Below are 13,151 nucleotides of genomic sequence, written 5' to 3'. Positions count from 1 at the left end.
CACCGGGCCTAACCTGCCCGGTGAACTTTGCCTATGCTGCGGATAACCAATAAGGAACCATCGTGACGAGGGATGACGCTATGTTCTACGTGCAACGCAACGCCGACGGCCAGTTGCAGCGGGTAGAAGCTGCCCCCTATGCCGAGTACACGGAAATCCTCGAGGCCGACCATACCGATATCCTCGAATGGTTCGCCGATGATGTGGTCGAGAACAGCCTGCGTCAGCTGAAACAGAGCGACCTGGACATGATTCGCGTGCTGGAGGATTTGATCGAGGTACTGACCACCAAGGGTGTGATCAGCATCACCGACCTGCCACCTGGTGCCCAGGCCAAGCTGCTCAACCGCTCCACAGCGCGCATGGCGCTGGGCAGCTTGAACAACCTGATCCAAGAGGATGAGGACAGCGGGCTGATCTGAGCCGCCCCCTGAGGCCTGCCGTCAGGGGGCTACTGCGCCGCCGCTGGGGTCAATGCCAGGGGGCCGGCTCACCGACCAATTGCCCCTGTACGCCGCCCACGCCCATTTCCACAAGAATGCGGCGTTCACCTTCGGTTTCTACGCGCTCGGCGATCAACGGCAGGTCGATACTGTGCGCAGCACGCTGGATAGCTTCGATGAAGAGGCGCTTGTGCTGCTCCTGTTCGATATTGCGGATATAACTGCCGTCGATCTTTAGGTAGGCCAGGCCCAAGTGTGCCAGGTTGCCAATCATGCTGAACCTGCCGCCGAAACGCTGCAGCGCCAAGCCGAAGCCCAGGCCATGCAAGCGCCGGGTGATGTTCTCCAGGGTGGCATGCTCAGGTAACTGCTCTTCGCCGATCTCGAAGATCAATCGAGGGCCCAAAGCAGCATGCTGACCCAGCAATTCATACACACGCTGCAAGGCAGCAGGGTCGGCCAAGGTGGCGGCCGAAAGGTTCAACGCCAGGACGTGGTTGTGGGTTTGCAAATGAGCCAGCACCTTCTCCAGCACAAGCACATCAAGCCGCGGCATCCAGCCAAAACGCTCAAGCCATGGTAAGAAGCGGCCGGCTGGCAGTGCCTCGCCTTGGTCATCGTGAAGGCGCGAGATCACCTTATAGTGAAGGATGTGGTCGGTCTGATTGGCATCCACCACAGGTTGGAAGAACAGTTCGAACTGCCCGTTGGCGAACGCTTGGTCCAGTCGTGTATGCCAGCCATGCTGGGTATCCCCTGCCACCGCGGCAACGCCTTGCTCAAGGCACACCCACCCAGGAGTGGGCTGGTTCTCGGCCCGGGCCAAGGCTTCGTCCGCCAGTTTCAGCAACGCTTGGGGTGCATCGCCAGGGGTAAAGGGTGCAAGACCGATGCAGGCCACCGGGTCGACGTCACTAGCCCCGGTCACATGCAAACTTTGCAGCGTGGCCTCCAACGCCTGAGCAAGCTGCACGGCCTCTTCGTGGACCATACCAGGGGCCAGAACGGCGAACTCGCCGCCACGGCTGCGAGAGATCAGGTCATTGGTTTCTGGGAAATTGGCACAAGTACGCCGCAGTTGCTCGCCTACCGCCTGCAGCAGTTGGTCGGTACGCTGGCCACCCAGGCGGGCGTTGAGCCCTGCCAGGTCCTGCACGCGCAGCAGCAGCAGGTAGCCAGAGCGGGCCTCTTCCATATTGCTGACCCGTGCCGCCAACTGCATTTCGAAATAGCGCCGATTGGAAAGCCCTGTGAGGCTGTCCTGGTAGGACTCGGCGCGCAGCCGCTCACTGCGCTCGGCCTGCTCGGTAAACAGCGCTTTGAGCTTCTCCACCATCTGGTTCATGGCCTGCACCACACGAGCCAGTTCAGGTGTGCGCGGCAGTTCTGGCAGGCTGAGGAATTCACGCCGTGCGATGGCATGGGACTGCTCGACCATATAATCCAGCGGACGCAATTGACGGCGCAGCAACAGCGCACCAAGCACCGCGCTTGCAACGCCACACAGCAGTAACCAACCAAGGCTGCCCAAGGCGCTCTGCCACAGCTTGGCAATCGCGAACATCGGGTGGCTGATGACTTCCACGCGAGCAGCCTGCTGCCAGCCACGGCTGACGATTGCATCGCCGCCAGCAGCCTCCAGGCCTATCAAGTGGATGAACCACGCCGGTACACCTCCAGGGTCGGGCTCGGCATGCCGCTCCACCAGCACGGCATTGGATTCAATGTCCACGACCTTGATGCTGGCGTAGTAGCCACTGTCGAAGATCGAGCTGACCATCAGCTCGACCATTGCCGGGTCATCGATGTTCGGCGTCAGCGACAAGGCCAAGGCTGTCGCTGCGTCCTGAGCGTGGGACCGCAACTGGTTGACGTATTGGCTGCGCGAGCTTTCCAGGCTGACCATGAAACTGCCGCTGAACGCGACTATCAGGAACAGGCAAATGGCCAACAGCAATTGTTTGAACAGTGACATCTGTGCTCCTTCAGTAAACCGGTTCGGCCGGGAACCCTTCGGCCTGCATTTTCTTCAGCAAATCCTGCCAACGGGACAACCGTTTGGTATCACCCACTTTCTTGTTGCCGGTAGCGCCCGTCAGCCACAGGCCTTCGCCATTGAAGGCGTATACCGGCAGCAAGTCGGTTCGCTGGCTGGCAGGCTTGATCGCATCCATGAGGCTGTCCAGTACAAGCGGTTGTGACTGCGGGCTTGAATAATAGGTCAGTACCATATGCGCGCGGTTCTGGCGCAGGGCTTTGACGTAGGTGATGCGCAGCTTTTCACTGGGTATGCCCATACGCCGCAAACTGAAGTATTTGGCGATGGCGTAGTCCTCGCAGTCGCCTGCACCTTTGATCAGCGCTTGAATCGGGGTAGCCCAGTAATCGACTTCATGCCAAAGGTCGATGTCCTCGACATAACGCAGCTGCTGGTTGAAGAACTGGTTAACCACTTGCAGCCGCTGCATCTCGCTCCCCTGGCTTTGTGTGGCCATCAACCGCTGCCAGGCATCGATACGGCCCTTGCCAGCACCCAAAGGCCCGTACAGTGCCTGGGATTTGCGGCTGATCTCGGCAAAGTCCCAATCGGCATTCAGGCCGCTCAGCAGCAGAGTACCCATCAGCAGGGCTAGGCCGAGACGTCGCACTGCGGTTTTGAGTAGCCAAGTGAACGCCACTTGCTAGGCCCTGTTCAGTTCATTCCAAAGCAGCGATGGTGGGGCCTGTCCACTCAAAAGACAATGGCACCATGCAATCATCCCGTCTGCGACTTGGAGCTATATTACTTTATGGTTATTCACCCCCTACTACAGGCTGCGTTGGATCGTTGATAGGTGCAGCTGCGTTTGCCGAGGCTCCCTGCCTATAATGCGGCTTATTGGATCCAACTTTTATAGTCGAGGCGTTCTTTGGCTGAGAAAATCAAACTCAGTAATGTGCTAGCTAGCGAGCAGCTATCACCCCACCTGGCCCGCAGCGTGATTGAAGAGCGCCTACGCAACGCCATCGTTGATGGTCGCTTGCCACCTGGCACCGCCGTTCGCCAGCAGGAAATTGCTGACTTATATGGCGTCAGCCGCATGCCTGTGCGCGAGGCGCTCCGCCAATTGGAAGCACAGTCGTTACTGCGAGTAGAGATGCACAAAGGGGCAGTCGTTGCCCCGTTGATTGGTGAGGACGCGGTCGACACCTATGAGCTGCGCGTACTCCTTGAAAGCCAAGCGCTGCGCCAGTCGATACCGTTGCTTGAGGAAAGCGACATAGCTAGCGCTCGTAGCTACATCGAGCAGCTGGAACACGAAACCAGTCATGCGCAAATCGGCCGTCTCAATCGGCTGCTGCATATGACGCTCTATAGCAAGGCCTCCAATCAAAAACTGCTGCGCTTGATCGAGAACGAGCTGAACGAAGAAGAACGTTTTTTGCGTTTCCACCTATCGTCCATGGGCTTGGGCAAGCTCACTCAGGACGATCATAATGCCCTTGTGGACGCTGCTGCGTCCAAGCAGGTCGAGGAGGCAGTGGGGGTGTTGCAGCAGCACCTGAATAACGGCGCACGTGTGATTAGAAACTACCTGAACAAACAGCGCGCTGTTTAGAAGCGTGACGGGTTGGGGTGCACCCTTGCCTAGAAAAGAAAAAGCCCCTGTCTGCAATGCAGACAGGGGCTTTTTGTTTGAATCTTGACGATGACCTACTCTCACATGGGGAAACCCCACACTACCATCGGCGATGCATCGTTTCACTGCTGAGTTCGGGATGGGATCAGGTGGTTCCAATGCTCTATGGTCGTCAAGAAATTCTGTGTGCTGATCCGTCCTGAGGACGTACCTGCGAATCTCTGTAGTTCCTACTTAAAGACAAAACCCCTACCTGCATACGCAGATAGGGGTTTTGCGAAATGAATCTTGACGATGACCTACTCTCACATGGGGAAACCCCACACTACCATCGGCGATGCATCGTTTCACTACTGAGTTCGGGATGGGATCAGGTGGTTCCAATGCTCTATGGTCGTCAAGAAATTCTGTAGCCAGAATGTCCTGTTGGACAGCCCAGCGAATTCGGATATGCGATTTGTGATGTTGCGAATTTTCGGGTCTTTCGTCTTCACCACCACAATCTGCACTGCAGATTGCTTGGGTGTTATATGGTCAAGCCTCACGGGCAATTAGTATTGGTTAGCTCAACGCCTCACAGCGCTTACACACCCAACCTATCAACGTCGTAGTCTTCGACGGCCCTTTAGGGGATTCAAGATCCCAGTGAGATCTCATCTTGAGGCAAGTTTCCCGCTTAGATGCTTTCAGCGGTTATCTCTTCCGAACATAGCTACCCGGCAATGCCACTGGCGTGACAACCGGAACACCAGAGGTTCGTCCACTCCGGTCCTCTCGTACTAGGAGCAGCCCCTCTCAAATCTCAAACGTCCACGGCAGATAGGGACCGAACTGTCTCACGACGTTCTAAACCCAGCTCGCGTACCACTTTAAATGGCGAACAGCCATACCCTTGGGACCGGCTTCAGCCCCAGGATGTGATGAGCCGACATCGAGGTGCCAAACACCGCCGTCGATATGAACTCTTGGGCGGTATCAGCCTGTTATCCCCGGAGTACCTTTTATCCGTTGAGCGATGGCCCTTCCATACAGAACCACCGGATCACTAAGACCTACTTTCGTACCTGCTCGACGTGTTTGTCTCGCAGTCAAGCGCGCTTTTGCCTTTATACTCTACGACCGATTTCCGACCGGTCTGAGCGCACCTTCGTACTCCTCCGTTACTCTTTGGGAGGAGACCGCCCCAGTCAAACTACCCACCATACACTGTCCTCGATCCGGATAACGGACCTGAGTTAGAACCTCAAAGTTGCCAGGGTGGTATTTCAAGGATGGCTCCATGAGAACTGGCGTCCCCACTTCAAAGCCTCCCACCTATCCTACACAAGCAAATTCAAAGTCCAGTGCAAAGCTATAGTAAAGGTTCACGGGGTCTTTCCGTCTAGCCGCGGATACACTGCATCTTCACAGCGATTTCAATTTCACTGAGTCTCGGGTGGAGACAGCGCCGCCATCGTTACGCCATTCGTGCAGGTCGGAACTTACCCGACAAGGAATTTCGCTACCTTAGGACCGTTATAGTTACGGCCGCCGTTTACCGGGGCTTCGATCAAGAGCTTCGCTTGCGCTAACCCCATCAATTAACCTTCCGGCACCGGGCAGGCGTCACACCCTATACGTCCACTTTCGTGTTTGCAGAGTGCTGTGTTTTTAATAAACAGTCGCAGCGGCCTGGTATCTTCGACCGGCATGGGCTTACGGAGCAAGTCCTTCACCCTCGCCGGCGCACCTTCTCCCGAAGTTACGGTGCCATTTTGCCTAGTTCCTTCACCCGAGTTCTCTCAAGCGCCTTGGTATTCTCTACCTAACCACCTGTGTCGGTTTGGGGTACGGTTCCCAGTTATCTGAAGCTTAGGAGCTTTTCTTGGAAGCATGGCATCAACCACTTCGCGCTCTAAAGAGCACTCGTCATCAGCTCTCGGCCTTAAGATCCCGGATTTGCCTAAGATCTCAGCCTACCACCTTAAACTTGGACAACCAACGCCAAGCTGGCCTAGCCTTCTCCGTCCCTCCATCGCAATAACTGGAAGTACAGGAATATTAACCTGTTTTCCATCGACTACGCTTTTCAGCCTCGCCTTAGGGACCGACTAACCCTGCGTCGATTAACGTTGCGCAGGAAACCTTGGTCTTTCGGCGTGCGAGTTTTTCACTCGCATTGTCGTTACTCATGTCAGCATTCGCACTTCTGATACCTCCAGCAAGCTTCTCAACTCACCTTCACAGGCTTACAGAACGCTCCTCTACCGCATCACCAAAGGTGATACCCGTAGCTTCGGTGCATGGTTTGAGCCCCGTTACATCTTCCGCGCAGGCCGACTCGACTAGTGAGCTATTACGCTTTCTTTAAAGGATGGCTGCTTCTAAGCCAACCTCCTAGCTGTCTAAGCCTTCCCACATCGTTTCCCACTTAACCATGACTTTGGGACCTTAGCTGACGGTCTGGGTTGTTTCCCTTTTCACGACGGACGTTAGCACCCGCCGTGTGTCTCCCATGCTCGGCACTTGTAGGTATTCGGAGTTTGCATCGGTTTGGTAAGTCGGGATGACCCCCTAGCCGAAACAGTGCTCTACCCCCTACAGTGATACATGAGGCGCTACCTAAATAGCTTTCGAGGAGAACCAGCTATCTCCGAGCTTGATTAGCCTTTCACTCCGATCCACAGGTCATCCGCTAACTTTTCAACGGTAGTCGGTTCGGTCCTCCAGTCAGTGTTACCTAACCTTCAACCTGCCCATGGATAGATCGCCCGGTTTCGGGTCTATACCCAGCGACTAAACGCCCTATTAAGACTCGCTTTCGCTACGCCTCCCCTATTCGGTTAAGCTCGCCACTGAATATAAGTCGCTGACCCATTATACAAAAGGTACGCAGTCACCTAACAAAGTAGGCTCCCACTGCTTGTACGCATACGGTTTCAGGTTCTATTTCACTCCCCTCTCCGGGGTTCTTTTCGCCTTTCCCTCACGGTACTGGTTCACTATCGGTCAGTCAGTAGTATTTAGCCTTGGAGGATGGTCCCCCCATGTTCAGACAAAGTTTCTCGTGCTCCGTCCTACTCGATTTCATTGATAAGAGACTTTCGTGTACGGGGCTATCACCCACTATGGCCGCACTTTCCAGAGCGTTCCACTAATCTCAAACCAACTTAAGGGCTGGTCCCCGTTCGCTCGCCACTACTAAGGGAATCTCGGTTGATTTCTTTTCCTCAGGGTACTTAGATGTTTCAGTTCCCCTGGTTCGCCTCTTGCACCTATGTATTCAGTACAAGATACTCAGCTTATGCTGAGTGGGTTCCCCCATTCAGAGATCTCTGGATCACAGTCTGTTTGCCGACTCCCCAAAGCTTATCGCAGGCTACCACGTCTTTCATCGCCTCTGACTGCCAAGGCATCCACCGTATGCGCTTCTTCACTTGACCATATAACCCCAAGCAATCTGGTTATACTGTGAAGACGACATTCGCCGAAAATTCGCATGTTGCGCTTACGCGCAGAACTCACAAATTTTACCTTAGCCTGATACCCAGCAGTGAAACTGGCTATCAGTCTATATCTATCACATATCCGAATTTTTAAAGAACGATCTGACAAAAGCCAGAAATCAACATTCGAACTGAATGTTCATTTCTGAATTCTGATCAAGTAGAGCAGAAGTGGTGGAGCCAAGCGGGATCGAACCGCTGACCTCCTGCGTGCAAGGCAGGCGCTCTCCCAGCTGAGCTATGGCCCCGTATCCTACGGCTGAACCATGTAATGGTAGGTCTGGGCAGATTTGAACTGCCGACCTCACCCTTATCAGGGGTGCGCTCTAACCAACTGAGCTACAGACCTATAACAAGGTTGCGTTACAGCATCGTCTTTTACAATGAATCAAGCAATTCGTGTGGGAGCTCATCAGCAGGCTGATGTCGTCGATTAAGGAGGTGATCCAGCCGCAGGTTCCCCTACGGCTACCTTGTTACGACTTCACCCCAGTCATGAATCACACCGTGGTAACCGTCCTCCCGAAGGTTAGACTAGCTACTTCTGGTGCAACCCACTCCCATGGTGTGACGGGCGGTGTGTACAAGGCCCGGGAACGTATTCACCGCGACATTCTGATTCGCGATTACTAGCGATTCCGACTTCACGCAGTCGAGTTGCAGACTGCGATCCGGACTACGATCGGTTTTGTGAGATTAGCTCCACCTCGCGGCTTGGCAACCCTCTGTACCGACCATTGTAGCACGTGTGTAGCCCAGGCCGTAAGGGCCATGATGACTTGACGTCATCCCCACCTTCCTCCGGTTTGTCACCGGCAGTCTCCTTAGAGTGCCCACCATAACGTGCTGGTAACTAAGGACAAGGGTTGCGCTCGTTACGGGACTTAACCCAACATCTCACGACACGAGCTGACGACAGCCATGCAGCACCTGTGTCAGAGTTCCCGAAGGCACCAATCCATCTCTGGAAAGTTCTCTGCATGTCAAGGCCTGGTAAGGTTCTTCGCGTTGCTTCGAATTAAACCACATGCTCCACCGCTTGTGCGGGCCCCCGTCAATTCATTTGAGTTTTAACCTTGCGGCCGTACTCCCCAGGCGGTCAACTTAATGCGTTAGCTGCGCCACTAAAATCTCAAGGATTCCAACGGCTAGTTGACATCGTTTACGGCGTGGACTACCAGGGTATCTAATCCTGTTTGCTCCCCACGCTTTCGCACCTCAGTGTCAGTATCAGTCCAGGTGGTCGCCTTCGCCACTGGTGTTCCTTCCTATATCTACGCATTTCACCGCTACACAGGAAATTCCACCACCCTCTACCGTACTCTAGCTTGCCAGTTTTGGATGCAGTTCCCAGGTTGAGCCCGGGGCTTTCACATCCAACTTAACAAACCACCTACGCGCGCTTTACGCCCAGTAATTCCGATTAACGCTTGCACCCTCTGTATTACCGCGGCTGCTGGCACAGAGTTAGCCGGTGCTTATTCTGTCGGTAACGTCAAAACAGCAAGGTATTAGCTTACTGCCCTTCCTCCCAACTTAAAGTGCTTTACAATCCGAAGACCTTCTTCACACACGCGGCATGGCTGGATCAGGCTTTCGCCCATTGTCCAATATTCCCCACTGCTGCCTCCCGTAGGAGTCTGGACCGTGTCTCAGTTCCAGTGTGACTGATCATCCTCTCAGACCAGTTACGGATCGTCGCCTTGGTGAGCCATTACCTCACCAACTAGCTAATCCGACCTAGGCTCATCTGATAGCGCAAGGCCCGAAGGTCCCCTGCTTTCTCCCGTAGGACGTATGCGGTATTAGCGTTCCTTTCGAAACGTTGTCCCCCACTACCAGGCAGATTCCTAGGCATTACTCACCCGTCCGCCGCTAAATCAAGGAGCAAGCTCCCGTCATCCGCTCGACTTGCATGTGTTAGGCCTGCCGCCAGCGTTCAATCTGAGCCATGATCAAACTCTTCAGTTCAATACTGCTTGGGTTTTTAAGAAACCCTAAACTTGGCTCAGCAATCTCAAATGACTATGTGATTTCTCGCATGGTCACTTGTGATGCTGATAATCTTTGTGACTATCAGTCCGTACTCACAAGCACCCACACGAATTGCTTGATTCGATTTGTTAAAGAGCGTTTGGTTAAGAGCGTTTCGTCCCAACCGAGGCGCGCATTCTACGCTTTCCTCATTTGCTGTCAAGCGTTTATTTTGAAGTTTTTGCGAGAAACTCGTTTAGCTTCAAACACTTAACTCGCTTCGATCTCTCGTCGCGGGAGGTGAATACTACAGCATTCAAAAATGCTGTCAACCACCTTTTACAACCACTGGCGGCCTTCAGCCTACCAGGAGAAGCGACAGCTTCTACTTAAAGACAAAACCCCTACCTGCATGCGCAGATAGGGGTTTTGCGAAATAAATCTTGACGATGACCTACTCTCACATGGGGAAACCCCACACTACCATCGGCGATGCATCGTTTCACTACTGAGTTCGGGATGGGATCAGGTGGTTCCAATGCTCTATGGTCGTCAAGAAATTCTGTAGCCAGAATGTCCTGTTGGACAGCCCAGCGAATTCGGATATGCGATTTGTGATGTTGCGAATTTTCGGGTCTTTCGTCTTCACCACCACAATCTGCGCTGCAGATTGCTTGGGTGTTATATGGTCAAGCCTCACGGGCAATTAGTATTGGTTAGCTCAACGCCTCACAGCGCTTACACACCCAACCTATCAACGTCGTAGTCTTCGACGGCCCTTTAGGGGATTCAAGATCCCAGTGAGATCTCATCTTGAGGCAAGTTTCCCGCTTAGATGCTTTCAGCGGTTATCTCTTCCGAACATAGCTACCCGGCAATGCCACTGGCGTGACAACCGGAACACCAGAGGTTCGTCCACTCCGGTCCTCTCGTACTAGGAGCAGCCCCTCTCAAATCTCAAACGTCCACGGCAGATAGGGACCGAACTGTCTCACGACGTTCTAAACCCAGCTCGCGTACCACTTTAAATGGCGAACAGCCATACCCTTGGGACCGGCTTCAGCCCCAGGATGTGATGAGCCGACATCGAGGTGCCAAACACCGCCGTCGATATGAACTCTTGGGCGGTATCAGCCTGTTATCCCCGGAGTACCTTTTATCCGTTGAGCGATGGCCCTTCCATACAGAACCACCGGATCACTAAGACCTACTTTCGTACCTGCTCGACGTGTTTGTCTCGCAGTCAAGCGCGCTTTTGCCTTTATACTCTACGACCGATTTCCGACCGGTCTGAGCGCACCTTCGTACTCCTCCGTTACTCTTTGGGAGGAGACCGCCCCAGTCAAACTACCCACCATACACTGTCCTCGATCCGGATAACGGACCTGAGTTAGAACCTCAAAGTTGCCAGGGTGGTATTTCAAGGATGGCTCCATGAGAACTGGCGTCCCCACTTCAAAGCCTCCCACCTATCCTACACAAGCAAATTCAAAGTCCAGTGCAAAGCTATAGTAAAGGTTCACGGGGTCTTTCCGTCTAGCCGCGGATACACTGCATCTTCACAGCGATTTCAATTTCACTGAGTCTCGGGTGGAGACAGCGCCGCCATCGTTACGCCATTCGTGCAGGTCGGAACTTACCCGACAAGGAATTTCGCTACCTTAGGACCGTTATAGTTACGGCCGCCGTTTACCGGGGCTTCGATCAAGAGCTTCGCTTGCGCTAACCCCATCAATTAACCTTCCGGCACCGGGCAGGCGTCACACCCTATACGTCCACTTTCGTGTTTGCAGAGTGCTGTGTTTTTAATAAACAGTCGCAGCGGCCTGGTATCTTCGACCGGCATGGGCTTACGGAGCAAGTCCTTCACCCTCGCCGGCGCACCTTCTCCCGAAGTTACGGTGCCATTTTGCCTAGTTCCTTCACCCGAGTTCTCTCAAGCGCCTTGGTATTCTCTACCTAACCACCTGTGTCGGTTTGGGGTACGGTTCCCAGTTATCTGAAGCTTAGGAGCTTTTCTTGGAAGCATGGCATCAACCACTTCGCGCTCTAAAGAGCACTCGTCATCAGCTCTCGGCCTTAAGATCCCGGATTTGCCTAAGATCTCAGCCTACCACCTTAAACTTGGACAACCAACGCCAAGCTGGCCTAGCCTTCTCCGTCCCTCCATCGCAATAACTGGAAGTACAGGAATATTAACCTGTTTTCCATCGACTACGCTTTTCAGCCTCGCCTTAGGGACCGACTAACCCTGCGTCGATTAACGTTGCGCAGGAAACCTTGGTCTTTCGGCGTGCGAGTTTTTCACTCGCATTGTCGTTACTCATGTCAGCATTCGCACTTCTGATACCTCCAGCAAGCTTCTCAACTCACCTTCACAGGCTTACAGAACGCTCCTCTACCGCATCACCAAAGGTGATACCCGTAGCTTCGGTGCATGGTTTGAGCCCCGTTACATCTTCCGCGCAGGCCGACTCGACTAGTGAGCTATTACGCTTTCTTTAAAGGATGGCTGCTTCTAAGCCAACCTCCTAGCTGTCTAAGCCTTCCCACATCGTTTCCCACTTAACCATGACTTTGGGACCTTAGCTGACGGTCTGGGTTGTTTCCCTTTTCACGACGGACGTTAGCACCCGCCGTGTGTCTCCCATGCTCGGCACTTGTAGGTATTCGGAGTTTGCATCGGTTTGGTAAGTCGGGATGACCCCCTAGCCGAAACAGTGCTCTACCCCCTACAGTGATACATGAGGCGCTACCTAAATAGCTTTCGAGGAGAACCAGCTATCTCCGAGCTTGATTAGCCTTTCACTCCGATCCACAGGTCATCCGCTAACTTTTCAACGGTAGTCGGTTCGGTCCTCCAGTCAGTGTTACCTAACCTTCAACCTGCCCATGGATAGATCGCCCGGTTTCGGGTCTATACCCAGCGACTAAACGCCCTATTAAGACTCGCTTTCGCTACGCCTCCCCTATTCGGTTAAGCTCGCCACTGAATATAAGTCGCTGACCCATTATACAAAAGGTACGCAGTCACCTAACAAAGTAGGCTCCCACTGCTTGTACGCATACGGTTTCAGGTTCTATTTCACTCCCCTCTCCGGGGTTCTTTTCGCCTTTCCCTCACGGTACTGGTTCACTATCGGTCAGTCAGTAGTATTTAGCCTTGGAGGATGGTCCCCCCATGTTCAGACAAAGTTTCTCGTGCTCCGTCCTACTCGATTTCATTGATAAGAGACTTTCGTGTACGGGGCTATCACCCACTATGGCCGCACTTTCCAGAGCGTTCCACTAATCTCAAACCAACTTAAGGGCTGGTCCCCGTTCGCTCGCCACTACTAAGGGAATCTCGGTTGATTTCTTTTCCTCAGGGTACTTAGATGTTTCAGTTCCCCTGGTTCGCCTCTTGCACCTATGTATTCAGTACAAGATACTCAGCTTATGCTGAGTGGGTTCCCCCATTCAGAGATCTCTGGATCACAGTCTGTTTGCCGACTCCCCAAAGCTTATCGCAGGCTACCACGTCTTTCATCGCCTCTGACTGCCAAGGCATCCACCGTATGCGCTTCTTCACTTGACCATATAACCCCAAGCAATCTGGTTATACTGTGAAGACGACATTCGCCGAAAAT

General features: G+C 53.6%; 4 protein-coding genes, 2 tRNA genes and 6 rRNA genes. 2 read left to right on the top strand and 10 right to left on the bottom strand.

The features are described 5' to 3' along the window. The first annotated feature begins 80 nt into the window (after nucleotides 1-80). On the top strand, nucleotides 81-422 hold the full coding sequence (locus HU725_RS00630) for a tryptophan synthase subunit beta (RefSeq protein ID WP_186479022.1): 342 nt from the start codon (nucleotides 81-83) through the stop codon (nucleotides 420-422). A gap of 49 nt (nucleotides 423-471) precedes the next feature. On the opposite strand, the gene lapD is transcribed toward HU725_RS00630, so the two are convergent. Beyond that, nucleotides 472-2,418 (bottom strand): cyclic di-GMP receptor LapD, encoded by a 1,947-nt coding sequence (lapD, locus tag HU725_RS00625; protein ID WP_186479020.1) that lies wholly within the window; start codon nucleotides 2,416-2,418, stop codon nucleotides 472-474. 10 nt (nucleotides 2,419-2,428) lie between these two features. Beyond that, on the bottom strand, nucleotides 2,429-3,121 hold the full coding sequence (gene lapG / locus HU725_RS00620; RefSeq protein ID WP_060480546.1) for a cysteine protease LapG: 693 nt from the start codon (nucleotides 3,119-3,121) through the stop codon (nucleotides 2,429-2,431). 231 nt (nucleotides 3,122-3,352) lie between these two features. On the opposite strand from lapG, the gene HU725_RS00615 reads away from it, so the two are divergent. Further along, on the top strand, nucleotides 3,353-4,042 hold the full coding sequence (locus HU725_RS00615) for a GntR family transcriptional regulator (RefSeq protein WP_060480545.1): 690 nt from the start codon (nucleotides 3,353-3,355) through the stop codon (nucleotides 4,040-4,042). An 82-nt stretch (nucleotides 4,043-4,124) separates the two neighbouring features. On the opposite strand, the gene rrf (HU725_RS00610) is transcribed toward HU725_RS00615, so the two are convergent. The 8 genes from rrf (HU725_RS00610) to HU725_RS00575 all read right to left on the bottom strand — a co-directional run bounded on the left by rrf (HU725_RS00610) (nucleotide 4,125) and on the right by HU725_RS00575 (nucleotide 13,099). Next, nucleotides 4,125-4,240 (bottom strand): 5S ribosomal RNA (gene rrf, locus HU725_RS00610). Between the two features lie 109 nt (nucleotides 4,241-4,349). Further along, nucleotides 4,350-4,465, bottom strand: a 5S ribosomal RNA gene (gene rrf / locus HU725_RS00605). Nucleotides 4,466-4,593: 128 nt separating this feature from the next. Continuing rightward, nucleotides 4,594-7,485 (bottom strand): 23S ribosomal RNA (locus HU725_RS00600). Between the two features lie 235 nt (nucleotides 7,486-7,720). Beyond that, nucleotides 7,721-7,796: transfer RNA gene (locus HU725_RS00595), tRNA-Ala, on the bottom strand. Nucleotides 7,797-7,820: 24 nt separating this feature from the next. Beyond that, nucleotides 7,821-7,897: transfer RNA gene (locus HU725_RS00590), tRNA-Ile, on the bottom strand. Nucleotides 7,898-7,982: 85 nt separating this feature from the next. Then, nucleotides 7,983-9,519: ribosomal RNA gene (locus HU725_RS00585) — 16S ribosomal RNA — on the bottom strand. 444 nt (nucleotides 9,520-9,963) lie between these two features. After that, nucleotides 9,964-10,079 (bottom strand): 5S ribosomal RNA (gene rrf / locus HU725_RS00580). Nucleotides 10,080-10,207: 128 nt separating this feature from the next. Continuing rightward, nucleotides 10,208-13,099 (bottom strand): 23S ribosomal RNA (locus tag HU725_RS00575). Together the 16S, 23S and 5S rRNA genes with 2 tRNA genes alongside form the textbook arrangement of a ribosomal RNA operon. Nucleotides 13,100-13,151 lie beyond the last annotated feature (52 nt).

This window comes from Pseudomonas promysalinigenes (assembly GCF_014269025.2).
Classification (GTDB): domain Bacteria; phylum Pseudomonadota; class Gammaproteobacteria; order Pseudomonadales; family Pseudomonadaceae; genus Aquipseudomonas; species Aquipseudomonas promysalinigenes.
This window is presented reverse-complemented; position numbering and strand designations above follow the sequence as displayed.

Bases quoted from the DNA above. Each gene is read 5' to 3' on its own strand.
- HU725_RS00630 (WP_186479022.1), top strand. From the start codon at position 81: ATGTTCTACGTGCAACGCAACGCCGACGGCCAGTTGCAGCGGGTAGAA.
- lapD (WP_186479020.1), bottom strand. From the start codon at position 2,418: ATGTCACTGTTCAAACAATTGCTGTTGGCCATTTGCCTGTTCCTGATA.